The 24455-nt window shown below is 39.4% G+C and carries 23 protein-coding genes and 1 tRNA gene; 10 read left to right on the plus strand and 14 right to left on the minus strand.

Annotated features, from left to right (window positions below; translation table 11 throughout):
- The first annotated feature begins 191 nt into the window (after nt 1–191).
- The 4 genes from ACKWCF_RS00405 to ACKWCF_RS00420 all read left to right on the plus strand — a co-directional run bounded on the left by ACKWCF_RS00405 (nt 192) and on the right by ACKWCF_RS00420 (nt 6076).
- Nucleotides 192–917, plus strand: a complete 726-nt coding sequence (locus tag ACKWCF_RS00405) for a hypothetical protein (RefSeq protein ID WP_409478712.1) — start codon at nt 192–194, stop codon at nt 915–917.
- A gap of 1 nt (nt 918) precedes the next feature.
- The gene (locus ACKWCF_RS00410; RefSeq protein WP_409478713.1) at nt 919–2322 is read left to right on the plus strand and encodes a glycosyltransferase; all 1404 of its coding nucleotides are present in this window, start codon (nt 919–921) and stop codon (nt 2320–2322) included.
- Nucleotides 2303–4117: a DUF2334 domain-containing protein gene (locus ACKWCF_RS00415; protein WP_409478714.1), complete on the plus strand. Its 1815-nt coding sequence runs from the start codon at nt 2303–2305 to the stop codon at nt 4115–4117. The genes ACKWCF_RS00410 and ACKWCF_RS00415 overlap by 20 nt, the downstream gene beginning before the upstream one ends.
- A gap of 105 nt (nt 4118–4222) precedes the next feature.
- A complete protein-coding gene (locus tag ACKWCF_RS00420; RefSeq protein WP_409478715.1) occupies nt 4223–6076 on the plus strand; it encodes a hypothetical protein in 1854 nt (617 codons plus the stop codon).
- A 60-nt stretch (nt 6077–6136) separates the two neighbouring features.
- On the opposite strand, the gene ACKWCF_RS00425 is transcribed toward ACKWCF_RS00420, so the two are convergent.
- The 4 genes from ACKWCF_RS00425 to ACKWCF_RS00440 all read right to left on the minus strand — a co-directional run bounded on the left by ACKWCF_RS00425 (nt 6137) and on the right by ACKWCF_RS00440 (nt 9698).
- The gene (locus tag ACKWCF_RS00425; protein ID WP_409478716.1) at nt 6137–6712 is read right to left on the minus strand and encodes a M23 family metallopeptidase; all 576 of its coding nucleotides are present in this window, start codon (nt 6710–6712) and stop codon (nt 6137–6139) included.
- A gap of 15 nt (nt 6713–6727) precedes the next feature.
- Nucleotides 6728–7156, minus strand: a complete 429-nt coding sequence (locus ACKWCF_RS00430) for a hypothetical protein (protein ID WP_409478717.1) — start codon at nt 7154–7156, stop codon at nt 6728–6730.
- Complete coding sequence (locus tag ACKWCF_RS00435) at nt 7156–7632, minus strand: hypothetical protein (protein WP_409478718.1); 477 nt, start codon at nt 7630–7632, stop codon at nt 7156–7158. Before ACKWCF_RS00435 ends, ACKWCF_RS00430 begins: the two co-directional genes overlap by 1 nt.
- A 65-nt stretch (nt 7633–7697) precedes the next feature.
- Entirely contained in the window at nt 7698–9698 is a 2001-nt protein-coding gene (locus tag ACKWCF_RS00440) for a GMC family oxidoreductase (RefSeq protein ID WP_409478719.1), read from the minus strand.
- Nucleotides 9699–9905: 207 nt separating this feature from the next.
- Between ACKWCF_RS00440 and ACKWCF_RS00445 the strand changes: the two genes are divergently transcribed.
- Both ACKWCF_RS00445 and ACKWCF_RS00450 read left to right on the plus strand, forming a co-directional pair.
- Nucleotides 9906–11927 carry a response regulator gene (locus ACKWCF_RS00445; protein WP_409478720.1) on the plus strand — a complete coding sequence of 674 codons (2022 nt, stop codon included), beginning with the start codon at nt 9906–9908 and terminating at the stop codon, nt 11925–11927.
- Nucleotides 11928–11970: 43 nt separating this feature from the next.
- Entirely contained in the window at nt 11971–12765 is a 795-nt protein-coding gene (locus ACKWCF_RS00450) for an endonuclease/exonuclease/phosphatase family protein (protein WP_409478721.1), read from the plus strand.
- Here the strand turns inward: ACKWCF_RS00450 and ACKWCF_RS00455 are convergent.
- Nucleotides 12737–13267, minus strand: a complete 531-nt coding sequence (locus ACKWCF_RS00455) for a TIGR00730 family Rossman fold protein (protein ID WP_409478722.1) — start codon at nt 13265–13267, stop codon at nt 12737–12739. The genes ACKWCF_RS00450 and ACKWCF_RS00455 overlap by 29 nt on opposite strands.
- Nucleotides 13268–13483: 216 nt before the next feature.
- On the opposite strand from ACKWCF_RS00455, the gene ACKWCF_RS00460 reads away from it, so the two are divergent.
- Together ACKWCF_RS00460 and ACKWCF_RS00465 are read left to right on the plus strand one after the other, a co-directional pair.
- On the plus strand, nt 13484–13549 hold the full coding sequence (locus ACKWCF_RS00460) for a hypothetical protein (RefSeq protein WP_409480273.1): 66 nt from the start codon (nt 13484–13486) through the stop codon (nt 13547–13549).
- Between the two features lie 365 nt (nt 13550–13914).
- Nucleotides 13915–14508 carry a fused DSP-PTPase phosphatase/NAD kinase-like protein gene (locus tag ACKWCF_RS00465; protein WP_409478723.1) on the plus strand — a complete coding sequence of 198 codons (594 nt, stop codon included), beginning with the start codon at nt 13915–13917 and terminating at the stop codon, nt 14506–14508.
- On the opposite strand, the gene ACKWCF_RS00470 is transcribed toward ACKWCF_RS00465, so the two are convergent.
- From ACKWCF_RS00470 to ACKWCF_RS00500, 7 genes are all read right to left on the minus strand, one after another.
- Entirely contained in the window at nt 14505–14960 is a 456-nt protein-coding gene (locus ACKWCF_RS00470; RefSeq protein ID WP_409478724.1) for an OsmC family peroxiredoxin, read from the minus strand. The two genes, ACKWCF_RS00465 and ACKWCF_RS00470, sit on opposite strands and share 4 nt — an antisense overlap.
- A gap of 23 nt (nt 14961–14983) precedes the next feature.
- Nucleotides 14984–16276, minus strand: coding sequence for an erythromycin esterase family protein (locus tag ACKWCF_RS00475; RefSeq protein WP_409478725.1), 1293 nt, complete (start codon nt 16274–16276; stop codon nt 14984–14986).
- Nucleotides 16273–16944, minus strand: a complete 672-nt coding sequence (locus ACKWCF_RS00480) for a phosphoribosyltransferase (protein ID WP_409478726.1) — start codon at nt 16942–16944, stop codon at nt 16273–16275. The genes ACKWCF_RS00475 and ACKWCF_RS00480 overlap by 4 nt, the downstream gene beginning before the upstream one ends.
- Before the next feature lie 94 nt (nt 16945–17038).
- On the minus strand, nt 17039–17644 hold the full coding sequence (locus ACKWCF_RS00485; RefSeq protein ID WP_409478727.1) for a hypothetical protein: 606 nt from the start codon (nt 17642–17644) through the stop codon (nt 17039–17041).
- A gap of 121 nt (nt 17645–17765) precedes the next feature.
- On the minus strand, nt 17766–18515 hold the full coding sequence (locus ACKWCF_RS00490) for a hypothetical protein (protein ID WP_409478728.1): 750 nt from the start codon (nt 18513–18515) through the stop codon (nt 17766–17768).
- Nucleotides 18508–19143 carry a FecR domain-containing protein gene (locus ACKWCF_RS00495; protein WP_409478729.1) on the minus strand — a complete coding sequence of 212 codons (636 nt, stop codon included), beginning with the start codon at nt 19141–19143 and terminating at the stop codon, nt 18508–18510. The genes ACKWCF_RS00490 and ACKWCF_RS00495 overlap by 8 nt, the downstream gene beginning before the upstream one ends.
- A gap of 3 nt (nt 19144–19146) precedes the next feature.
- Nucleotides 19147–20094 carry a hypothetical protein gene (locus tag ACKWCF_RS00500; protein WP_409478730.1) on the minus strand — a complete coding sequence of 316 codons (948 nt, stop codon included), beginning with the start codon at nt 20092–20094 and terminating at the stop codon, nt 19147–19149.
- A gap of 167 nt (nt 20095–20261) precedes the next feature.
- Here ACKWCF_RS00500 and ACKWCF_RS00505 point away from each other — a divergent pair, with 167 nt between their 5' ends.
- Nucleotides 20262–22367, plus strand: coding sequence for a peroxidase family protein (locus ACKWCF_RS00505; protein WP_409478731.1), 2106 nt, complete (start codon nt 20262–20264; stop codon nt 22365–22367).
- A gap of 78 nt (nt 22368–22445) precedes the next feature.
- On the opposite strand, the gene ACKWCF_RS00510 is transcribed toward ACKWCF_RS00505, so the two are convergent.
- Nucleotides 22446–23273: a hypothetical protein gene (locus ACKWCF_RS00510; RefSeq protein ID WP_409478732.1), complete on the minus strand. Its 828-nt coding sequence runs from the start codon at nt 23271–23273 to the stop codon at nt 22446–22448.
- Between the two features lie 164 nt (nt 23274–23437).
- Between ACKWCF_RS00510 and ACKWCF_RS00515 the strand changes: the two genes are divergently transcribed.
- Nucleotides 23438–24205, plus strand: coding sequence for an MBL fold metallo-hydrolase (locus ACKWCF_RS00515; RefSeq protein WP_409478733.1), 768 nt, complete (start codon nt 23438–23440; stop codon nt 24203–24205).
- Between the two features lie 38 nt (nt 24206–24243).
- Here the strand turns inward: ACKWCF_RS00515 and ACKWCF_RS00520 are convergent.
- Nucleotides 24244–24333, minus strand: a tRNA-Ser gene (locus ACKWCF_RS00520).
- Nucleotides 24334–24455: the final 122 nt, after the last annotated feature.

Below are 24455 nucleotides of genomic sequence, written 5' to 3' on the forward strand. Positions count from 1 at the left end.
CCCTTTAAAGGTCAAGAAAGTGTTGAAAAGCTTTGCAGGACTGGACTAGTCTTTGGAATTGTTTAAGGTCCCAACTTGTCCTTGTTAAATTTCAGATGGGGGCTTTTTTGGTAAATAGTCCCCGTTAAAAACAAACTGCCCCGGTGCCGCTGCTGTCATGATAATTGCTCAAATCGCTCAGAATGAAATGTGTGTGGATAATTTTTCTAACTCTGTTTGCTGCTCCAGTTTTTGCGGAAACTCCGTTAGGTATTCCGGCCTATCGTAATCAATACGAAATTAATTCTGAAACCGTCTATTTTTCTGATACTGAACTTGTGCAAAGTGATTTGCGCTTACTGATCGGCCGAAGATTCGATGCCTTTGGTGATCGTGATCTGCGCTTGGCGGCTGGCGGCTACGGTCTCTATCAAGATGCAAAAAATTTTGATTACTCAACAAGACACGGTGGTGTAGCTCAAGCAAAATTAAATCTTTGGCGTAACTGGCTTTTTTTAGTTTATGAGTATCATTACTTTATTCTGCGTAATAAATCTGATTACGAAGATGAAAATCGTTACGGTCTTTACGGTGGATATTATTATCAATTTAATGAACGAACGGTTTTAGATATTTACGCTGAAACTTTTCACATTCCCGATGTTTCTAGAAATCATCCGTTAAGCACAGGAAGAGCCAGTATTTACTGGGACACGAAGGCTTTAGATTTTCATGTTTTAGATTTGTTAACAGAAGTTTATGCCAAAGATTCTCCGGCTAATTGGGGTGGATCACGCACCGATCTTCGCATCGGGGTGAAGTATCAGCCGTGGGATTTTATCTCAGCTAAATTTTTTATACCTGTTGCTTCCAGCGAAGACGATGCCGCTGGTGAATGGCAAGGACAAATTAACATTTACAAGGTCGGAGATTTCTAAAATGGAAACATTATGGATGATTATTTCCTACTTCACCGTTTTAGCCGTTTTGTTTTTTTGCTTCGACGATCTGTTTATCGACTTTATCTCTTTAGTTTTTAATTTAAAGCCAAAGGATGTTTCTTTAGATCAGTTAGCACAGATGCACAATATGCCGCAAAAGCGCATTGCGATCATGATTGCGAACTGGCATGAGGCCGACATTATCGAGCGTATGATTCATGGAAATATGGGTCGTATTGATTATTTAAATTATGATTTTTTCTTAGGTGTGTATCCCAACGATGTTGAAACAGTTTTAGCGGCACAACGTTTAGAAGCTGTTTATAGCCGCGTGCATGTGGTGATTAACTCTAAAGAAGGCCCTACATCCAAAGGGCAAATGTTAAATCAAATCGCTCAGCACATTTCAGCCACAGAAATTTGGCAGAAAAAAATTTACGACATCTATATGTTGCATGATTCAGAAGACATTATTCATCCGCTTTCGCTAAAGCTTATTAATTACGAAATGGAGACTGTCGATTTTTTACAAACACCAGTATTTAGTCTTCCGACGAAGTGGACGGATTTAACTCGTGCTATTTACATTGATGAATTTACTGAAAGCCACACAAAAGACATGTTGGTGCGCAGTCATTTAAAAGGCGGAGTTCCTTCGGCTGGTGTTGGTACAGCTATGTCACATTTATTTGTGTCAGAAATTAAACAATTACAAAACGGTGAATTATTAAAAGAAGACACACTGACTGAAGATTACCATTTAGGCCTAATGGCCACACGCTTAGGCTACGAGAGCAAATTTGTTTGCAGTTATGTGCAAAAGAAAAACCGTATTGATTACATCGCCACTCGCGAATACTTTCCAGCTTCAACAGCGACTTCGATTCGTCAGAAAACCCGTTGGACATTAGGAATTAGCTTTCAAGGCTATGATAATTTAAAATGGTCTGACACCTTAGTCGAAAATTATTTTTTATGGCGTGATCGCCGCAGCTTTTTAAACTCGATAGTTTTAATTGCATCGTACGCGTTAACTCTATCTTACATTTCGTATTACACATTTTTTGGTGTATGGCCTCGCCTGTTAACCCAAGATCATGTGCTTAAGGGTTTATTAGAATTAAGTTTTTATTTAATGGCGATTCGCCTTGTTCAACGTTTTCGCTTAGTGAGTGAGTTGAACGGATTTAAATTAGCGCTTCTTATTCCTGCGCGCTGGCTTTTAGCGAATTACATTAACACTTTAGCATCTATTAAAGCTTTCAAAACTTACCGTGAATCGGTGAAAACCGGCAAACGTCCACAATGGGTAAAAACCACACACGAGTTACCCACAATGTTCGGTGTAACCACGGTAGAAATCAAACAAACGGAGCAACCTTATGAAAACAACCTTAGCTAAGATGACAAAAAAAATAATAATCGCACTGCTGTTTCCGGCAATCACCCAGGCAGCAGACTGTGTGCAGGTTTTTTATGACCGCGGTCCGAGTGATTATTGGATTGGCCATGCTAATGCAGTCTTTATGCAAAATCTTTTAGGGCATTTTCCGCATCTGCAACAAATTGTAGAGCCTATTGAAAATTACAAAAAGGGTGATTTAAATCGCTGTAAAGCCAGTATTTATATTGGAACACACTTTAATACCGCAATCCCCGAAGTTTTCCACACGGATTATATGGAGACGACTAAAAATGTGGCCTGGCTTGGTTATGGTATTTGGAAAAAACCAGAGCTGTTACAAAAAGTTTTTAATTATCGCTACGATAAATTAACAACTCTAGATACAACTCGTTTAGACCAATCGGCAAAGCCGACTTATTTTAAATGGATTGATTATAAAGGCGAACGCTTCAAAAAATTTGGCGAATGGAGTGTGACAACACCACGCTTTTTTCATGCGCCTTTTGAAATGAGCGCCCTGTCACCACTGGATATGGTAAATTCACAAACGCAAATCTTAGCTGTGGCCGAACACAACGGTACGAGCGAAAGACTTCCGTATATTTTACGTAATCAAAATCATTTTTATGTGGCTGATTCAGTGTTTAGTTATATGCACGAATCTGACCGCTACTTAATTTTTTCTGATTTAATCTTCGACATCTTAAATGAAAAACCACGTCATAAGAAAAAATATGCAGTCATGCGTATCGAAGACGTGCATCCGATGATTAAAAACGAAACCTTGGCCTTAATTTCTTCAACACTTAAAAAACTTCAGGTACCGATTAATATTTCAATCATACCGTTCTATTACGATTCTTTAAAATACGACGACCGTCCTGCTAAAGAAAGTTTTATGCCGGCCTCACAACGACCCAACTTTGTGGCATGGATTAAAGATCTGCAAGCTCAGAATGCCACTTTTATTTGGCACGGAGTTACTCACCAATACAGTAAAATTAAAAATCCTCACACAGGAGCTTCTGGTGATGACTTTGAATTTTGGAATGCGCGCACGAATAGAGCTATTGGCGAAGACAGTGCTAAATATGTTGTAGATAGAATGTTTATCGGCGCCAAAGAATTAAGTAAAGTCAATATTCATCCGTATATTTGGATTACGCCACACTACCAAGCCTCAGCTGTTGATAACATTGTTTTCTCGCATTTAGTTCCTTGGTCGATGGGGCGCATGATTTATCAAAACGTTCATTTGAAAAGCGCTTTACCATCGCATTCGAAGAGCACATGGTTCACTGATGCAGATTTAGCAAAGCAAAAAGCGCGTCTGAATAAGTTGAGCGGAATTTCTTTAGAAACAACGTCTCCGTGGAGTGGCCAACTATTTCCGTATGAAATTTACGGTGATGTTTACGGCCAGCGTGTGCTTCCTGAAAATTTAGGCAACGTACAACCCAAACAAAATGATCAAGTTGTTTATCCACGCACAGCTGATGAAATTATTGCTGATGCAAAAAGAAATTTAGTGCTTCGTGATGTTTGGGCTTCATACTTCTATCACCCGTTCTTATTTGAAGTTCCAGAAACTCTGCGCCCTGAACATTTACCAGCGGGAACAGCTGTTAGAACGTGGGCTGATTTTGATGGCGATACCCGCGAGATGGAGCGAGTTGTCGTTGAACTTAAAAAAATGGGTTACGAATTTATTAATATCGAAGATTTCGCGAGACAAAATGTCGACGTGTTAAGACCCGAGCCCAAAGTAAATTGGGGCAATATGAACCAATAACAAAAATTAAAGCTACAAAGACTGAAGGCACAGTCTTTGTAGAATCCCTAAAACTTATACTGGTTTAACCCACTGTTAACATTTGTTAAAGAAAGAAGGATTCGCATGCGTTTAAAGAATAAACTCAGCCTGTTATTGATATCTGCACTTTGTACGATGTCATTGAATCTTGCCCACGCGCAAGAAGTTCCACCGGACGTGGACACACCCGTTGATACTCCAGACGACACACCTACTGTTGATAAGGACAAAGTAAAAAAGAAATTAAGAGCCGATTTCTTTCTTGATTTTGATTGGGGTGAAGAAGTTATTAACTTAACTCCGCATCCAAAAAATTCAGAATTTTTTGAATCAGCTTCTGACACTTTGGTTATGGGCGATTATTCAAAAGGCTTTCGTGTTGTTAAGTACTCTGAAGTTTCAGCCGGCTTAGGCGGAAAACTAACTTGGAACTGGCCAAATAAAACAGGCTTAGCCGGTAAATTTTGGCTTTATGTAGGTCTTATGCCGATGGCCGGAAAAACAGCGGTCACAAATCAATTTCAACCAACATTTGAAAAAGCGATCAACGCAAAATCTCGTAAAATTCCAATGGAAGCCAGCGATCTTAACAGCTGGGCGCAAAACGATTCTGTGAACTACTCGACAACAGGGGGCTTAATTTTCTCTGTGGGTGCTGGTGTGCCAGGTATTAATGTCGGCACTGACTTTATCGTGCAAGGTACTTTCTCAACATACGTTGAAAAAACAAGTGCTGATGAAGTTTATGTGATGATTTCAAATACCGACGCTAAAAGCTTAGTGATGCAAGTTGATGCGACCGTGGCTCAAGTTGGTGTAACTAAGTATAAAGAAATCGAACAAGGTATGTCTTACATGATTAAATTCAAAGATCCTGTAGGTCAAAAAGCATATCACGATTTAATTCGTGGTAACGTGGCTGCGATTCAAATGTTATTAGCTGATCCAAATCAAACAGCCATTCAAAAATGGGAAAAACTAAACCGCATGCAAATGCGAAAATTAGCTCATTTTAATTTCGGTATTCCATTTATTATGTCATGGGGTTGGACTGCAGGAAAAATCTACGAATTCAGCGACACACGCGCTTACTACGACAATACACGTGCCGAAGTGGATTACGGTGTGTATGTTAAAGAAAAACGTAAGAAAATTTTCAGAAGCATGGCTGTTAAAACAGAATCTTTCTACGGTTCGGTTTACAGACTCTATAGCTATGATAATGACTTAATTACAAAATATATTTTTGGCCAATACGTGTTTAATGCCGACGATAATAAAACAAAAACTAAAGACATGAATAAAACAATCAATAATCTGATTGAAAAAACCGGCTTAAGCCAACAGTTAGCTTTAAATATTCCGAAATACAAAAAACTAAAATTTTCGCGTATTAATTTAGAAGTTAATTTTGACGAAGACCAAACATTAAGATTTATGGAAGCCGCAGCCCGTATGACGCCAGAAATGATCGCGGCCCGTGCTAACCAAATCGCAAATAACTTTATCATGAGCGAATCAACATCTTTGGCGTTATGTACTCCTGAAGAAACAGAAGTGCCTATGTCTACAGATGCTTGCTTAGCTAAATACATGGCCGAAAACACTGAAGTTTCAAGTTCATTAGTTAAAGCCGCGCGCGTGATGAAAACTCACTTTGCCGCTGGTCGCGATAAAGAATTTTCTATGGCTTACGCTGAATTTGGCCGTGCGATGTTAAAAAACGCCACGATGTTTCAAGCTATTTTAGGAATGGCCGGATCAGGAGCTGAAATTGTGTATAACGTACAAAATACGTACTTTCAAAACTTCCGCGTGATCTATCTAACAACAGATCAAGCTGGTGTTTACATCCGTAAGATCAAAGGTCAAAAAGATACATTTATCTTCGCAGATAAATATTTAAATGATGCGGTAAATGTAGCTTCAGGATTTTAATTAATATTTTAAAGTAAGAAAGCCAGCCAGCAGGGATACGAGTTTGCTGGCTTTTTTATTTTATTGAGCGGTATAGTTTTTTCCAGAAATTAATCCGCGAGCATTACTTGTTGTATTGCTGAAAGTAACAGGAACTGTGTCTTTTTCATCTGGGGTTAAAACCATAAAATGCAAATGCGCTCCTGAACTGCAGCCTGAGTTTCCACTTAAAGCAATAGAATCGCCTTGGTTTACCGTGGCCCCTAAATTTACGAGCACACCGTTGCGGGTTAAATGTAAATATTTGGCTAAGGTGCCATCGCTATGACGAATGCTTAAATAATTTAATTCATCACAGCCACCGCCGTCGTCGTATTGCTCTTCAAGTTTTTCAACAACGCCACCGCGCGCCGCTACTATGGATGAGCCGATATCCATACGCACATCGTAAGAATATCGATGTGCTCCTAAGTGACTGGCTGGGCCACAGTTACCTTGGCTGATTTCATGGCTGATGCCGACAGGCCACGGAAGTTTATAACTTGAAGTATCCCAAGCAGGATAACCATCACAAATTCCAGTGTGACTAAGCTCAGGCACACCTTCCCCACAACCCGTAGTTAAAAATAAAAGAAGCAGAGGTAATATTTTTTTCATAAAACTTTTGTTCCTTTAAAAACTGTAACCAATGTAAGGCGACCAAAAAATTCCAGGACCAGAAATAATCATCGGAAAATTAATAAATAAATTATTTGAAACGCGGTAACCGGTTCCAGCTAACGCTCCAATATTTGTACCATAGATAGCAGATACTGAACCACCGACACCGCCTTCAAAAAACCAAGTGCCTGAGGTGCGCCAGCCATAACCCACTAGTAAATCACCGGCGATCGGACTAATGCCGCGAGCGTTCAGAATGGCAAAAACACCTTTGTTTTGGGTGTAGAAGTTGACTTTGGCACGTGCTGAAATCCCCGTGTTGTTGGCCTCTTCTACATCGTCGTAAGAAGTTGTCTGTGCGCCAGCAAAACCTTCAAGCTCCCAAGCTGAAGCTACAGTCATATGAAAAAATAAAATGAAAACACAGATTAATTTTTTCATTAAAACCCCCACCGTAAACTAAGCAGTGGCAGCAAAGTAATGATCGTGCGTTTTTCCATGCCAGAATTAATTCTTTTTCCAGAAAGGCCTAAGCTTAATCCAAAAACGCTATTTAAATGCGTTCCGTAAAGGAGTTGAGCGGCAAAACCTTTACCTTCAAGATCTGTTTGATACTGAGTGAATTTTCTAACAAACGCCCCACCCTGAATCTCAAAAAACCGTTGTTGGCCATAACGAAAGGCGCCACCAAAAGTTTGATCGGTGACATTTTCACTAATCACTTCGTGGCCGACATAAACCCCGGCCCAAAAATCACCTGCACCCAAAAGCAAAGTGTTGTGTGAAGTGAAAACGACATCGGTGCGATTAATAAAAGCGAGTGATGGAAGAAAGCTGCTTTTAATTTCAAAAGCGGCACCACTAGATAGAGGAAGAATAAAAATCAGAACTGTTAGAAATTTAAAAAAGACTGACATTTATCATCCCACTTTGTTTTTCTTGAGCTCACTCAAGTAAACAAAGCGGGATTGTATTGTCAACATTAACCCTTAGCGTGATCAGCTAAGATAACTTCTTTCGCTTTTTCAGAAACGATCAGCGTTGGAAGCATAATAAATAAACCTGGAATATCTGGGTAAACTGAAGCATCAACAACGCGTAGGTTTTTAACACCATGAACGCGAAATTTACTATCAACTACCGCTGATGGATCAGTTGCTAGACCCATTTTGCTGGTACAAGAAGCGTGGTGACCCCAAGCTTCTTTCATAATCCACGAAGATAAATCTTCTGATTTTGTCACATCATCACCTGGGTAAACTTCACGTTTAAAATATTTGCTGCCGATACTTTTGTTAATACGACGAGCCACATTTAAACCTTGGTAAACCGCATTTAAATCTTCGGATAAACCATTTTTTTCATCTTGAAAGTAAGCAAAGTTAATTTTTGGTGTATCACGCGGATCAGTCGATTTTAATTTTACAGAACCTGCGTGATTTTTTGTATGACCTTTTAAAATAGCCCAAGTGAAATAACTTGGATCATTTGGGTTTTTTGGAACGGCATCAGCGGAGTAACCTGGGTAATAACCAGTAAATCTACCTGGAATACCAAAAATACAAAGATCAGGAGTTTTTTGTGAGTCTGTGGATTTGCGAATTAGTGAAAGCGCAACACCGTTTGTACTGTAAATATGGCCATCTGGATTTTTCACATAATCTTGCCAGCACGGATCTTTCGCAAAATCATTATTTTTAGCAAATGTGCAGTTTTCAATTAAAGAAATAGGTTTATTCAATTCACTCACAACTGTGACTTCGTAACGGTCTTGTAAATTTAAACCAACACCCGGAAGATTTTTAACAACAGGAATACCGTGTTTATTTAACTCTTGTTCGTTGCCGATTCCAGAAAGCATTAATAATTGTGGCGTATTAAAAGCTCCGCCTGAAAGAATAATTTCACGTTTGGCCAGAGCTCTTTTAGGAGTTGCCATCCATGTAGGAGCTTTAGCTTTATTCATCACATCAGCACGATATGAATGGGCACCTTCGGTAAATTCGATGCCGATAGCTTTTGTTTTATCGTTCGGATCAAAAATAACTTTTGTGCAAAGTGAATCTGTTTTTACAAATAAATTTTTTGGATATTTTTGGCGCGTTTCTAAAATGTATTCACGCACACCTTGGCGAACACCGTTCATCGCATTGAAAGGCATATTAAATACACCTGGGTATTTGTTATTCACATAACCCGGATCGTTTGGATTTAAGCGTAAACTTGGAGCCACAGTGACCGCTTTTTCGAGTTCGTTCCAGTCACCTTCCCAAAGGTTGTCAAAAAAGCCTTTGGCTGCATCAACGGTATCAACCTTAAGAGCTGAGATAGCCATTTTAGTTAAAAAACGGTCTTTCATTAAACTCCATGGGCCTGCTTGGGTGAGCGATAACCAACCGCCCTTATTCGTTTGCATGTTTTGGAAACGCTTATACATGTCTTTGGCGTTCCAAGTTTGGTCACCAGTTTGTTTGGCAATGTTAGCCCAGTCTTCATTATCCGGATATAAGCTGATTAAAGCATTCACGCGCGTGCAACCACCGATACCGGCCGCACGTGGATAATAAATACTTTGATTTTCTTGTAAGAATTTAGAATTCATTTCTTCAAATCTTTTGTAGCCGCTGCTTTGTTGAAAGCGATCAACGAAGTAAGACCAATTTAACAATGGATCTTCGCTTGATTTCGCGTGAAACACCGGAGTCGTAGAAAGTTTATTTGTGCTTTCGCCGCCAGCTTCAAGAAGTAATACGCGGTAACCGGCTTTTGCTAAACCGCAAGCAAGAGGTCCACCGCCAGCGCCAGAGCCTACGATAATAAAATCAAATCTATCGTTTTCATCGATAGTCCAATTGTTTTCATTAGAAGGAGATCTTGTTAAAGAATCGAATGTTGAACATCCCGTAAAAGCGGCGGCAGTAGCTGCGGCAGCGGTTGCGGTCTGAACGAACTTTCTACGATTGATTTTATTATTTTTCTTCATCTTTCTAGTTTAGTTGGCTGGTGCGGCATTCAAAAGTCCGGTTTAGGCCACGACCCGACCAGCGTCCAGCTAGGCCACCTATTTAGGGGGTGTCGACCTGCAAAAAAACGATTAAAAAGCATGTAAAAATGGGGCAAAAGTCATCATTTTTTAAAGTCGATAAAGTTATATTTAGCATCCAGCGGCATAGTTAGTTATATTCCGCCCATGCGTTTAAGAAGTCTATGGCTGAATCTTTCAGTTCAGAAAAAGCTATTTAGTGTCGTCGGCATTATGGCTGTGCTTGTGGCTTTGGAACTTTTTACGCTGTACTTCGCAATTAGTACTTTATCGGCCGTGCGCGGATTTGTGGGTGGCGAAGGTCACTGGTCAAAGGCGCAAAAAAGTGCGGTATTAGCTTTAAATCAATATCTTCTTACAAAAAATCCAGCCGAATATGAAACTTTTAAAAATGAATTACAAGTTCCGTTGGGTGATAAGGTTGCCCGTCTTGAACTTTTAAAAAAAGATTTTAACAGAGAAGTCGTGCGCCAAGGAATGTTGGGTGGAAAAATTCACGAAAGTGATATTCCTTCAATGATCACATTGGTACGTCGGTTCAGTGATCTTCCGCTTATGGCAAAAACACTGCAGGCTTGGGCTACAGGCGATGAGCTTATCGAAGAGCTTATGCAGTTAGGCGACAAAATTCATCGTGAAATGGCCAGTGGCATTGACCAACAACGTCTGACTTATTTCATGTTTGAAATTAATCGTCTTGATCGTGAATTGACTCATACAGAAGGTGAATTCTCAAATTCGCTGGGAAGCGCTTCGCGTCTGATGGAAATGGTTCTTATGGTGACACTGCTCATGCTTGTTATCGTGGTTGAATCAACGGGTTTATATTTCACATACCGCTTCGGCCGTCATTTAACCAACACCCTTCGTGAATTAAATAATACAGCGGTCACTGTTGGCGAAGGTGATTACACACAAAAAGTTATCGTTAAGTCTACAGACGAATTAGGTCAGTTGGCTGAATCGTTAAATAAAATGGTTGAGCGTTTAGAAAGCCAAACGATTGAACGTCAGCACGCTGAACAGGCCAGCCAAGCTAAAAATTTATTCTTAGCGAACATGTCTCATGAAATTCGCACACCTTTAAATGCGATTTTAGGTTTCTCTGAAATTCTGCAAGATCAGCATTTAGAAGAAAGAGACAAACAGCGTTACGCCGCGATTATTCGTCGTACCGGTGAAGGTTTGAATACAATCATTAACGATATTTTAGATATTTCAAAAATCGAAGCTGATCGTATTGAAACACAAGAGGCTGCGTTTTCATTGTCGCAGATGCTTTCAGATTTATATGCATTACTTAAAATGCGTTGCGATGAAAAAGGTATTCAGCTGATTTTTGAACGTATTGGCCAAGTGTCAGATTACGTTATTACCGATCAAACGCGTTTACGCCAAATTTTATCTAACATTATTGGTAACTCGATTAAGTTCACTGAAAAAGGCCACGTCATGCTTACGTATGAAGTGCGTGGCTCGATGTTATTTTTTACGGTGAGTGATACAGGTGCGGGTATTTCGCCAGAGCAGCGTGCGAATTTATTTAAAGTTTTTTCGCAAGGTGACAGTTCGGTTAGAAAAAAATACGGCGGTACGGGTTTAGGTTTAAGTATTGCGCAAAAACTCTCTCAACTTCTCGGCGGTGATGCCGGTTTACTAGATAGCGAAGAAGGCATGGGTAGTTTATTTTTTGTTCAGGTAAAATATAACCCAACAGAAAAACCCGCAACAGAACCTGTTGTGCAAATTCCTCCGTACAACACCCGCGCTATTGCGAATAAAAACATTCTAGTTGTTGAAGATTCTTTAGATAACCAGATGTTAATTGAATTTTATCTGACGAAGCATAAAGCCAATGTGGTGTTTGCTAACAACGGCCAAGAAGGTGTTGATGCGGCTCTTAAAGGAAACTTTGATTTAATTCTAATGGATATTCAAATGCCGGTTCTTGATGGGTATGCAGCCACTGAAGAATTGCGTCGCCGCGGCGTTGCGATCCCGATCATCGCCTTAACGGGTTACGCGATGAAAGAAGATCAAGATAGATGTTTACGCGCTGGATGTAATGAATTTTTAGCCAAACCTATTCACAAAGATAAATTGTTATTCACATTGGCTAAGTACTTCCAGCATTCAAAGCCAGAAACGCGTCCGCTTGATTTTATCTAAATATTAATTGGCCTTAACAAATTGTTTTAGTAGCGTTACGCGTATGAAATTAAATATCGTTTTTTCAATGTTGTTTCTATCTCAGTTAGCTTGGTCCAACCCCTCAGCACTTTGTGAAGCTAATGCCGAAGAAAAATTAGTTCAATTTTCACAAAACGTAATACCCCGCCAAGAAAAAACGATCGAAGTTCTGACTTGGAATGTTTATAAATTTAAAAAAGAAAATTCTTTTTCTGACCTAGTTTTATTGGCAAATAAATCAGATATCGCTTTTGTTCAAGAGGCTGTGCATTCGCAAGACTTACAAGCCAATGCTGCTCAGAATATTTCAATGGATTGGACATTTTTTAAAAGCTTTTGTCGTGACTACGGTGCAACCGGAGTTCAAACGGGAAGCCGCTTTCCGCAAATTACAGTAGAAGCTATCTTAGCTCCTGGTTTAGAGCCGGTGGTGAATACGCCGAAAGTCACAGGGTTTTCCACAGTTGAAATTCAAGGGGTGAAAGCTCTTTTAATTAATGTGCATGGCATGAATGCAAACAAAGGTTTAGATTTTGAAAAGCACATGGACCAAATCTACGAAGTGGCTAAAAATTTTCAAGGTCCGATTATTTGGGCTGGAGACTTTAATACCTGGAATCCGGTTCGCACAGCCTACTTAAACGCGAAAGCCAAAGCTTTAAATATGACAGTGCTTAAGCCAGAAGTAGATAACAGAAAGCTTAAGCTTGATCACATTATCGTGCGTGGTTTTAAAGCCAAATCAGTGACGATTTTAGAAAACTTTATTTCTTCAGATCATTTGCCGGTTAGAGCTGAGCTAGAATTGTCTCAATAGAATCGCTGACAATCAGCATATCAAGGTGGGCTTGCGAAATAAGTCCCGCTTTCACACTGACCTTTAAAAATTCCAAATAATGATCGTAATAACCATTGTGATTTAAAATAGCGATGGGTTTATCGTGAAGTTTAATTTGGCGCCAAGTGATGATCTCGTTTAATTCATCCATGGTTCCAAAGCCGCCAGGCAGCGCGATAAAAGCGTCTGATAGCTCCATCATCTTTAATTTTCTTTGGTGCATATTATCTACATGGTGAAGTTCGGTAATACCTTCATGGGCCACTTCAAAATCAAAAATTAATTGCGGGATCACCCCTAATACACGCCCGCCTTGAGATAAAGCGCCATCAGCCACCTGACCCATAAGGCCTACATTCGCTCCGCCGTAAACCACTGTGTGACCGGCTTTGGCGATTTGTTCGCCAACCTGGTAAGCCATAGGCATTAAATCGGGGTAATTTCCAGTACGTGAACCGCAATAAATACAAATCGATTTCATAAGATCTATATTGCAGTTAAAAAGCCTTTAAGACATCTAAAAAAATGGTTCCGTGTCTAGGTTCCAAGTTGGGTAAGACCAGATAATTTTGCCAGAGGGGAAATTTGACTCTTGCGACTTATAAAGCAACTCAGTTATACCTGCAGGCATTCGGTTTAAACCTATTAACAAAGGAATTTTAATGAAATCATTATTAGCTTTAACGGTATTAGTTTTATCAACAGTGGCTTCTGCAACAACTCAGTTACCAAAAGACAGCATCGCTTTAACAATCTTACCTGAAGGCCAAGTAACTGTTGAATCATTTATGCCTAACTGCCCAAAGCCAGCTATGTGTGACCCAGCGGCTATTTTAACAATCAAATTTACGTTACAAGGCTGCATGGATAAATTAGGTCCGGTAACAATCACAGAAACTGAAGCTACGGCTAACGGCAAAAGAAAATTTATCGTTACAGCCTATAACATCAATAACGAAGCTTCTAAATACACTAAATGTGTTCGTGCTCCGATTGGCGTTGCTAAAAAGGTTATCGGCATGGGCTTCATGTCTAACGACAGCGTAGAAGTTGAATTCGCAAATCACTCAGTTAAAACTGAAACTTTCTAATAGCGCAGGCTAAATCTTCATGCTCTAATTTTAGGGTATGAAGAAATTTTTAGCTTTAATTTGTTTTTTTAGTTATTTAAGTCATTCTCAGGCCGCATCGATTTTTGACAACATTCATGAAATCGACAAAGGCAAAATGATCCGCTCGGCGCAGCTCACACCCGTTGCGCTTGAGCAATTAATCCAAAAGAAAAATATCAAAACCATTATCAATCTTCGTGGGGCCTCTGAAGGCGAAGCTTGGTTTGATGGCGAAGCCGCCGTAGCTCAGAAATATAATATCAATTTTGTGAATATTCCGATGGATGCCATGCGCATTCCGTTACGTGAAGATCTGTTAAAGCTTTTAGAAGTTTATAAAGCAGCACCTCGCCCGATTTTAATTCACTGCTTACGTGGAGTTGATCGTACAGGTGAAGCCGCAGCTATTTATCAAATGGTCTATCAAAACAAATCAAAAGCTGAAGCTCTTCAGATGTTAAGTGCTAAGTTTTTCTATATTGAAGATTTAGTTCCTGCAAAATATTACTTCATCGATCAAGTTTGGCAAAATGAGCAATGGGCTTATGATCAGTATAAGCCCTGCGATAATGATTACGAATTTTTTGATAAGCGTACGCTTTGCCGCTAAATCATTGATTCGGGTGCTACAGATTCATGAGTAGGAATATGCACTTCCATCGACACATGAGTATTTAAAATTTTGCCAATCGGGCAATTATCTTTTGTATGACTTGCGATCTCGTCAATTTCTTTGGCGGTCGCTCCGGGAACAGAAGCAGCCACGCGTAAATGAATCTGCGGAATTTTCCAACCTGAAGCTGTTTTATCTAAATGAACCTCTGATGTGATTTCTAATTTTTCTGGAATGTAGCCGCGTTTTTCTAATTCGCCAGATAAGGCCATCGAAAAGCAGCTCGCGTAAGAAGCCCCGATTAATTCTTCGGGATTTGTTCCGTGATCATCTTCAAAACGTTTTCCGTAAGTAAATGAGATATCACGCAGCTCGCCACTTTCGGTTGATAAAAATCCTTTTCCGCGCTTTAAGCCACCATGCCATTGTACTTGTGCTGTTCTTTTCATATAAAGTCTCCTTTTTTTCAAAATTATTGCCCTCGGGGCCAAGTTTCAGGAATTTCGTTGGTTGCAAATTCCTGCGGGATCGGAATGATTGCGTTGCTGCGATCGACAAAAATAAAAGCGTCGTAGCGCTGAGATAGCGCTGTGGGAACATAATTTCCGCGCTCAAATTCAGGATTATAAACAACGCCAATCGCGCGATGACCGAACACTTTTGTCAGAGGTGAATTTTCAGAAAAAGGTTCAAGCCACATTAAGAGAGTGTTGCGGTTTAAAGTTTCACAGGCATTGTGAAAAAACTTTTCATAGGTTTTATCCCGTCCGGGCGGAACACGCATCACTTCGGCTTTACCATCCCAAGCACGTGAAGCCATAACATCACCTTCATAAGTGCTAAAACCGACGAGAGCTAATTGATGGCCCCATTGTTCGCGCGCAATGCCGCCCAGATTAACAAGCCCTTCTGAAACCATATCGGTTGCGCGATGATCACCGATATGTGTGTTATGAGCCCAAACAATGGCTTTTGAGTTATGACCATAATAACGAAGTAAGTGATTTAATGTTTCCATCATATGGCGGTCGCGCACATTCCACGAATCTTCATCTCCATGAATCATCGTGCTGTAATAAGCTTCAGCATTTTTAACAATGCGGGCATTTTGTTGGGCATCGAAAAGATTTTCATATTTTGTTAAATCTTTAAGTCTGATTTTTAGAGTTTCATCTAAAGCTTTTAAGGTCGCTTTTTTACAGCCTTCAGGAATCTGAAATAACGATTTAGCATAACGTTTTTCATTTCTTTGATAAGGATCAAAACAAGTGTAAAGGTTGCGCGCCTTATCGGCGATCTCTGGGTCAATGGTCATTAATTCTTTAACGACCATATCCATTGAATCAAATAATGAATAAACATCTAAGCCATGAAAGCCTACTTTTTGTTTTAACGAGGTATTCAGGTTGTGATCTTGTAACCAATGTCCTAGTTTTATGATTTCAGTATTGGCCCACATCCAGGTTGGCCAACGGTTAAAACTTTTTAAGGTTTTAGAGATTGTTGAATCACCCTGTTTGATAAATCTGTTTAACACCATGCTTGGAGGCCAATCGCCTTCAACCGCTATAAAACTAAATCCATGATTTTGAATAAGTTCTTGTGAAATAAGTCTTCGCCATTCGTAAAACTCATGCGTGCCATGACTGGATTCACCTAACATCACAATTTTTTTATCTTTAATTTTTTCTATAAGTGGCGCTAAATCATCGGGGCGCTCAAGAAAAGATGCGTTTTTGATAATTAGTTCTTCAATGTTGATCATATGAAGTTCTCACGTTGTTTATGGTTTTTCTTTTTTAAAATGTCTAAAACTTCCTGATCAGTAACCTGCGTAAAATCCTGATAGAATTGCCCGACTGCCAAAAGCGATGGTGATTGGTGAAAACACACAATATCGTCAAATTCTGGTGGGTGCGAGTGAGCCGTGTTATCGGGTGCAATGGGTACAGCTAAGATAATTCGGTGAGCTCCTTTAGTTCTTACATATTGAGCGGCTACACGTGCGGTAACTCCGGTCGCAAGACCGTCATCAACAAGTAAGACAGTTTTTCCCATTAACGAAGGCAGAGGCTGATCGTTGCGGTATTTTTTTATACGGCGAGAAACTTCGACACTTTCTTTTTCTACGATTTGTTGAATTTGTTGCGGCTGAATATCAGATACGCGAACCGCACCTGGGTCTGTCCAGTAATAACCGTCTTCGGTTATTGCCCCGATACCATATTCAGGCTGAAACGGGTGGCCAATTTTTCTAACGACTAAAACATCCATAGGAATATTTAAGACATTAGCGACCTCAATAGCCACGGGCACTCCGCCACGTGGAAGGGCCAAGATCAGACTGTCCTTACGATCCAGTTCGATGGCTTTCTGAAGATGGGTGGCTAATAAACGCCCTGCTTGTTTACGGTCTTTAAATATTTGTTTCATAGTTGTGGCCCAGGCCATTAACAATAAACAGCAAAAAAAAAGCCGAGGTGAAGTGCCCCGGCTTTAAAAGTTTAATTTTTATTTAAGTGCTTAATTAGCGAGGAAATTTTGTTTCCATCTCTTTAATTAAAGCAGCCCAGTCTTTTGCGTTGCCAGTTAGCTCTTGTGTTTCTTTTTCCCAAGCTGGGAATTCAGAAATATCTGTTTTGTAACAAGCAGCTTCTGGTTGTTCTACATAGAAGCTGTAGTTCGTTGACCAACACGCTGGATCTGGCTTTTGATTCATTGATTCTAAGAAATTATTGATCGTCGAAAGTTTTTGCCCATCTAAATTCGCTTTTAAATAAGGAGCAACCATTTCTGGAAAGCCATCAATGCGGACATCACGTTTTAAGATCGTGTCTGATACTTCTTCTTGGTAATATTCAATTAAACCAAATTTTTTAGAAATGATGGTGTATCCTTTAGCTGGATAATCTTTCTTTGGTGAACAGTAGTTCTTAATTACGATCATATCAGGGCTTGTGTACACACAGCTCTTGATTGTCGCAAAACCATAAGCCATGCCTGTTTCAGTGTATCTGAAATTCGTAGCTTCGATTTCTTTCATTAAGTCTTTCACGGGCGCCGCTGTAAGCGTTGCTGCGTGGGCGTTGATTGATAAAAGGCTAAATACGATAAGGTGGATTAATGTTTTCATACTTTAAGCCTAGAACAGTGAGGCTTTTAAGCAAGGGATAACAAAACAAACAAATCGATAATATATGAAATCAATCACAAGGTCGAGGTTTTTTTCCCCACTGAACGGATTTTAGTTGAGTCTATTTTTTTAGAATTAACGTAAGACCTAACACATCGCTGTCAGCATCTACAGTATAGGTTTTCCCGGTAATAGCTGTGTAATTAGGAGTGCTGCTCCATTGTTGCCATTTTTTAGCTGCGAACAAACCAAATTGTAAGGCTGATGAATAATGATAAAGCCCGCCTAAGTAGAGCCAACGTTCATTAACTGCGTGTGTGCCGTAATTAAGACCCAACACATGTTCTGCTTGCAGAAAAAAACTTGCCAGAGGCTCTCCATCACGAAGACAGAAGTAAGTTAAATTAGGGCGTAAACGCAATGAACGATCAGAACTAAAAAAATTGTATTCGTAGCGCGTTTTAAATTCGAAAGTCCAACTGTCAGCTAAGCTAACTTTGGGTGAAAGATCTAAAATAGCTAAATCTTCGCCGCGGTCGTTGGTGTTTCTCCATTGCCAAACAAGAGTTACAGGATCTTTAAACCAATCCTCATCGTGGCGAAATCCGTACTGACGTTGATAAAAAAGACCAGCGCGCAAATTATCAAAAAAACGATAATAACTGCCAAGCATGATTGATTTATATTCGCGGTGATCTGATTGATCAGCGACTTGAGCTTCAGCGAATAAAGTAAAGTTATTTACTGATTGCAAATAACGAAGGCGTGCTTCAGTTTCACTGGATTTATTAATATGTTCGGGAACATTTCCTGCTGCAAAGGTAAAGCTACAGCTGGTAATAATAGCCAGTACTAAAAGTAATCTAATCATAATCTTCTTTTAAAAGATTTTCGTATTTTATTTGAACATCACTTTCAACTTCGCCTTTTTGGGGATCAAAGTTCCAATTTAATTTTTTCGTCCAAGCATATTTTTGTGGCGCTGTGACGTCTTGGCCATTTGGAACAACAACGCCCTCGCCGGGATTCAGAATAACAGATTTTTTTCCTTTAGTGCTTGCGACCTCAACGCTGCCTTCGTTTACGCAGGTCCAAACATCTGATTTTTTATCTTCGCTCTGCCCGTAAGAAGTAAAAAACTCTGTTCCGCGTACGCCGATCACAGCCACTGGCGTATTAATTTTAAACTGTTGATTTGATTTTTGTTTTGAAATTTTACTAAAGACAGAGCCGCTTTTTAAATTGATGTTGTTATCTGCTGGAATTGATAAATCAGTTTTTTGGCCTAATTTAAAAACCGAACCATCATTCATAGTAATCAAGGCAAACGATTTTAAGCCGGTTTTTAACGAGTCACCAGAATTAACAATGGCACCCGCCAGAGCTGTATTTGTTTTGCCGTTAGTAGTGATAGTTACATCGCCGCGCAGGGTATCAATTTTTCCAGTGGCGGCGAGTGCGATATTTGTAAAGGTAAGAAGTAGGATGAATAATTTCATTTTCTAGTATTTAAACTGATGTCTAAAGAAAAGGCCTGAATCGCCAAACTCTGAAGAAGTAAATTCAGAGGCAGTTACAATGTGGCCTACTTTTCTTAGATCTTTTCCATCTGGAGAAGCTAAATGAATTTCATATAAAGCTGTACCGGCCGGGATTTTTAAAAAGTCTTCTCTGACATCGTGTTCGCTAGATAAAAATTGATTAGTCATTGTAGGTACAAAGAAAATGCGGCGAGGAATAACTGGGTTAGTAACTTGCTTACCGGCAGCATCGATCAGAGCCATGTCTTCAATTTTAATTTCTTCTGGAAAAGGCGACGCTTTTTCAAATAGGTTATGCATCATCTTCGCGCCAAATGTTTTACCTGGATCTACAATATTTGATAAAGTGTTTCTGAAGAAGTTAAAATCTTCACCTTGCCCGTCGATACCATATAACGCCGAAATATTGGCGCTATGAGTACCATCTCTTAAAACTTTAAGGGCTAAACCCGGAGCAACACCTTTTGAACCACCTGGTTTAAATGTTAAAGAAAGTCGTAATAAAGCACATTCGGCACCACTAAATACACCAGAGTAATGTTTGTCAGTGATGTCTAATTTAACTTTAGCCACAGCACCACGACTGTGAATTAATTTTTTCCATCCAGTAGGTGCAAAGTCAGAAATATTTTGGCCTTTGATTTCTAATTCTTGTCTTGTCATAGCTAAGAACTGAAAAAAACCAAATTTTCGTAATTCTGGAAGTGGCAATGTCGTTACACGAGTTTCTTGAATTTTTTGCCATAAAACATTCTGTTTTTCACAGCCTTTTAAAGATTCATAGTTTGCTGGATGTGAAGCCGGAGTTCGTAAAGCCGGTGGCTCAACTAACTCATTAATGAAGGTATAGACGCCAGCACAAACCACAACAAAACCGATCAGTGAAATCTTAAGAATATTTTTTTTCATATAAATTAAGTTAACTTAGATACGAAATGCTCGTTAGTCTGGAGCAAAGACAACTGGTCTTAGGTCGCACGACTATACCTCAGTCAGATCGTGTTTAAGAAATAATTTTGAATGACACAACAATGTCGGTAGCATCAAGAAGTATGCCTAATATAAAAGGAGATTTTATGATTCGCCGACGTGTTGTCGTGGGTTTAGTTGTCGCTTCGCAGTTAATGGTTTCGTGCACTACGCAACCGGTGGCTATTAATACACAAAGTAACGGTGCTGAAAGATTACCAAGCTCTGAATTATCAGAGACACCTTGGACTACTTGGTCAGAAAAAAATACTGAAGTTGCTGCTTTAAGAGTATTAAGTGATGTTCGTAAAGGTTTATTAGAAAATAATCTTCATGACCCACATTCTAACTATGCGTCTTACCGCAAAGTTGATTGTAACCAAGCGAATACTAAATTTCGTTCCGCTGATGGTACATGTTATGATCCAGGTCGCCCTTTAGCGGGTGCCGCAGGAGTGGCGTTTGGTCGTAACGTTGATCCTAAATTTATTGATAAAAATGCGTCGAAAAATTTAATGACGCCAAATCCAAAGCAAGTTTCAGACGTATTCTTCACACGTGAAGAATTTAAGCCGGTTCCATTTTTAAATATGTTAGCAGCTGTATGGATTCAATTTATGAATCACGACTGGTTAACACATGGTAAAAATATGGATGCAAATCCATACGTTGTAACTGGCAAAGATGGTTCAACTCAATTAGTAGAAAGAACACAAGATAATCTTACTCCAGCTAAACAGTATAAAAATGAATACGGTAAAGTTTCATTAAATGAAGTGACTCACTGGTGGGATGCTTCACAAATCTACGGTAGCAATAAAGCAGCTCAAGCTGAATTGCGTTCATTTTCAGGTGGAAGAATGAAAATGGTAACTGCCAATGGTCAAACTTTATTACCTAAAAATACAGGTTTAGAAATTGGCCGCAACAAGCAAAACCAAGGTTACGAAGTAACAGGTTTTAGAGACAACTGGTGGGTTGGTTTAAGTATGTTACATACTCTTTTTGTGAAAGAGCACAATGCGGTTGCAGATATGCTGGCAAAAAAATATGTAACTTATGATAAAGCCAGCGATCGTTATATCTGGAATGGCCAAGACAAGAAAATTTCAATGACGGCGGCACAAGTTGATGAAGAGATTTTCCAAACAGCGCGTTTAATCAATGCCGCGATTTTAGCGAAAATTCATACAGTTGAATGGACTCCGGCGATTTTACCAAATGGTGCTCTTAAACGTGCGATGCATGTTAACTGGTACGGCGTAGCTAACCCAGCAACTTGGGGTGCAAATAAATTAAAGAATGTTCCTGTTGTCGGAAAACTTCTGACAAAAACAGACCATTCTAAAAACATCGACGCCGGGTACGTTATTGGCGGCGTGGTTGGTAGCAAACGTAATGATTACGGCGTTCCGTACAGCATCACTGAAGAATTTACTTCTGTTTACCGTTTACACTCATTACTTCCTGAAAAATTAGTTTTCAAAAATGAATCGAACAAATCTATCGTTGAAGAGGTTCCTTTTGCAGAAACTCGTAATGAAAAAGCTTACGGTGTGATGGAAAAATACAGCTCAAAAGATTTATTCTATTCTTTTGGTACACAATTGCCGGGTCAATTAGTGTTAAATAACTTTCCACAATTCATGCAACAGTTAGAAATTCCAATCATTGGTAAAATGGATTTAGGAATGGTTGATATTATGCGTGACCGTGAACGTGGAGTTCCGCGCTATAATCAATTCCGCCGTGCGATTGGTTTAAAGCCAATCAAAGCTTACCGCGATTTCTTCCCACCAACGAAAACTCTTGATGAACGTCAAAAAGCAGTCATCAAAAAGTTTGAAACAGTTTACGGTTTCGATTCTGTGGGTAACGATAACGTAGAAATGATCGACTTACTTGTGGGTACATTAGCTGAAGAAGTACGTCCTAAAGACGATGGTTTCTTTCACGTGAATAAACTTTTAGGTAAACCGACAAGATACTTCGGTTTTGGTGAGACAATGTTCCAAATCTTTATCTTAATGGCATCACGTCGTTTAATGGCTGATCCTTACTTTACAGATTACTACAATGCAGATCACTACACTAAAGCTGGTCTTCAATGGATTGATCAACAAGGTACATTAGCGCAAGTGATTTCGCGCCATATGCCTGAACTAGCGCCGCACATGAAAGGCCTAGATACAGCATTTGCTCCTTGGAAATAAGATAAAAGTTAAAGCACAAATAAAAAAGGAGAGCTGAAAGCTCTCCTTTTTGTTTTTTAAGACAGGGCTCTTTAAAAATTATAAGCCTTCTCTTTCGTAGTAGAAACCGATGTCGTCAGCTTTAAGAGGGTTGATCATCATAAATTCGTCGTTAGTTTTCTTAGGTTTTTGGTTCACGATATCAACGAAGAAACCAATGCGGCCTTGAACGCGGCTTAAACCCTTAACATCGTTTGATTTTGGCGTTAATGTGTAGAATACGCCTGGAATTCTTTCGTGAATTTGGAAATCACCTTTGATGTTTTCTTTTTCATAGTTAAAACGGGCTACGCCGTCTTTTGTGATTTCCATGTTATATTTATCTTGGAAATAATCTAAACCAGATGTTTTTTGTGTTCCTAAATATTTACCAGCGATAAAGTTTTCCCAAGTTGAACCTGAAGATTCATCTGTAAATTTAATTCTTTCAACAACTTTAGTAGAATCTTTAACTTCAGAGCGAGATAAAATCGCGCCTTCTAATGAGCCCGCTTTTTTTAAGACAAGAGCTGAAGGTTGTACGTCGTATTTGATTTCAAGATCACCAGCGCTGCTAGCAAATAAAGGAACCATCGCGTAGATTAAATCAGATTGTTTTACCATTTTGTAAGCGTACATTCTGTTAATCCATTTTGTGATTTTAGAGAAAACTAATAAATCGTATTCAGCTAAGATTGCATAATAATCTTCTGAACCAGGCGTTTGGTCTTTTTTAATAAGTAAAGTCATACGATCGTTTGTGATTGATCCTTGTTTGTCTGACTTACCGATAAATGAACCCTGAGCTAATTGCGCAAAGCTAGCTGAAGTAAAAGCTGTAATAGCTGCTGCAACAAGGTATTTGGCCGAATTTTTCATTAATTTCATGGTTTTCTCCTATAATTAAAATGAATACAGGTGGTTTAGGAGCAAATAGCCAACCACCTTAAAACGCATAAAACAGGCCTAAACTGTCAGAACCGTCCACGGCCTTATCAGCGGTCGTAAATAGTCACTTTTTTGTAAGACCTAGTAGTGCTATCGTTGTTTTTATGGATTTAACTTGGTTAGGAACAGCAGGCTTTATTGTTAAGGGCGAGCAAGGAACAATTGCTTTTGACCCGTTTATCTCTAGGGGCGAAGGCGAAAAATCACCGTTTACAGTGGATTCTTTTGCGAATGTCGAAGGGGTATTTATCGGTCATGGGCATTTTGATCATACCTACGATGTTCCACAAATCGCGATGCATTCTGACGCTAAGATTTTTGCTCCGGGGCTTACGGGTTTAATGCTTAAACTGCGTGGGTTACCATCAGAGAAATTGATTCATGCGTCTCATAACGAAATACTTTTTAAAAAATTTAACTTACGCGCGTACCGCAGTTCGCATGTGAAATTTGATTTACCTTTGGTTTATTCAACTCTTAAAAGATGTAAATTAGGTGATTGCTCAAAACTGTGCGGGCTTGGACTTGGTTACCCTAAAGGGTTAGTTCAAACCTATTCGTTTGAAATCAAAAATAAAAAAATTCTTTTTATCAGCTCTGCCGGGTGTACAGAAAAAGAGTTGTTACAGTATCGCGATTTAAAAGTAGATTACTTACTGGCGCCATTGCAGGGTCATTCAGATATTCAAGGCATTGTCGCGCACCAAACTAAGATCATAAATCCTAAAGTGGTGATTCCTCATCATCATGATGATTTTTATCCACCGTTAAGTCAGTCGATCTCAGTTGATGTTTTTAGAGAAAAATTAAAACGTCTTGATTACAAAGGCGAAGTTTTGGAAATTCCGCTTTTTCAGAGTTGTGATATTTAATTGTAAATGATTTTAGAGATTTTTCGAGCGGCCTTAAATGGCGGAAAGTGAGGGATTCGAACCCTCGATCCCCGCGAAGGGATGCCAGTTTTCAAGACTGGTGTATTCAACCGCTCTACCAACTTTCCGTCGATTGTTTTATTAAAAATGAGCCTTCGGTTCAATGAGTTTTTCGCGAATCAGCATTTCAACGCTGCGCACACAAAATCTGAAAAGCTCAAGACAGCTGCTCTTTTTGCATAAGAAAATC

The sequence above is a fragment of the Pseudobdellovibrio sp. HCB154 genome (genome assembly GCF_046267985.1).
GTDB lineage: Bacteria > Bdellovibrionota > Bdellovibrionia > Bdellovibrionales > Bdellovibrionaceae > Pseudobdellovibrio.

Bases quoted from the DNA above. Each gene is read 5' to 3' on its own strand.
- ACKWCF_RS00415 (WP_409478714.1), top strand. From the start codon at position 2,303: ATGAAAACAACCTTAGCTAAGATGACAAAAAAAATAATAATCGCACTG.
- ACKWCF_RS00435 (WP_409478718.1), bottom strand. From the start codon at position 7,632: ATGTCAGTCTTTTTTAAATTTCTAACAGTTCTGATTTTTATTCTTCCT.
- ACKWCF_RS00475 (WP_409478725.1), bottom strand. From the start codon at position 16,276: ATGATCAACATTGAAGAACTAATTATCAAAAACGCATCTTTTCTTGAG.
- ACKWCF_RS00425 (WP_409478716.1), bottom strand. From the start codon at position 6,712: ATGAAAAAAATATTACCTCTGCTTCTTTTATTTTTAACTACGGGTTGT.
- ACKWCF_RS00465 (WP_409478723.1), top strand. From the start codon at position 13,915: ATGAAGAAATTTTTAGCTTTAATTTGTTTTTTTAGTTATTTAAGTCAT.
- ACKWCF_RS00455 (WP_409478722.1), bottom strand. From the start codon at position 13,267: ATGAAATCGATTTGTATTTATTGCGGTTCACGTACTGGAAATTACCCC.
- ACKWCF_RS00510 (WP_409478732.1), bottom strand. From the start codon at position 23,273: ATGAAATTAATGAAAAATTCGGCCAAATACCTTGTTGCAGCAGCTATT.
- ACKWCF_RS00485 (WP_409478727.1), bottom strand. From the start codon at position 17,644: ATGAAAACATTAATCCACCTTATCGTATTTAGCCTTTTATCAATCAAC.
- ACKWCF_RS00500 (WP_409478730.1), bottom strand. From the start codon at position 20,094: ATGAAAAAAAATATTCTTAAGATTTCACTGATCGGTTTTGTTGTGGTT.
- ACKWCF_RS00420 (WP_409478715.1), top strand. From the start codon at position 4,223: ATGCGTTTAAAGAATAAACTCAGCCTGTTATTGATATCTGCACTTTGT.
- ACKWCF_RS00430 (WP_409478717.1), bottom strand. From the start codon at position 7,156: ATGAAAAAATTAATCTGTGTTTTCATTTTATTTTTTCATATGACTGTA.
- ACKWCF_RS00410 (WP_409478713.1), top strand. From the start codon at position 919: ATGGAAACATTATGGATGATTATTTCCTACTTCACCGTTTTAGCCGTT.
- ACKWCF_RS00490 (WP_409478728.1), bottom strand. From the start codon at position 18,515: ATGATTAGATTACTTTTAGTACTGGCTATTATTACCAGCTGTAGCTTT.
- ACKWCF_RS00470 (WP_409478724.1), bottom strand. From the start codon at position 14,960: ATGAAAAGAACAGCACAAGTACAATGGCATGGTGGCTTAAAGCGCGGA.
- ACKWCF_RS00495 (WP_409478729.1), bottom strand. From the start codon at position 19,143: ATGAAATTATTCATCCTACTTCTTACCTTTACAAATATCGCACTCGCC.
- ACKWCF_RS00450 (WP_409478721.1), top strand. From the start codon at position 11,971: ATGAAATTAAATATCGTTTTTTCAATGTTGTTTCTATCTCAGTTAGCT.
- ACKWCF_RS00515 (WP_409478733.1), top strand. From the start codon at position 23,438: ATGGATTTAACTTGGTTAGGAACAGCAGGCTTTATTGTTAAGGGCGAG.
- ACKWCF_RS00480 (WP_409478726.1), bottom strand. From the start codon at position 16,944: ATGAAACAAATATTTAAAGACCGTAAACAAGCAGGGCGTTTATTAGCC.
- ACKWCF_RS00440 (WP_409478719.1), bottom strand. From the start codon at position 9,698: ATGAAGAAAAATAATAAAATCAATCGTAGAAAGTTCGTTCAGACCGCA.
- ACKWCF_RS00505 (WP_409478731.1), top strand. From the start codon at position 20,262: ATGATTCGCCGACGTGTTGTCGTGGGTTTAGTTGTCGCTTCGCAGTTA.
- ACKWCF_RS00445 (WP_409478720.1), top strand. From the start codon at position 9,906: ATGCGTTTAAGAAGTCTATGGCTGAATCTTTCAGTTCAGAAAAAGCTA.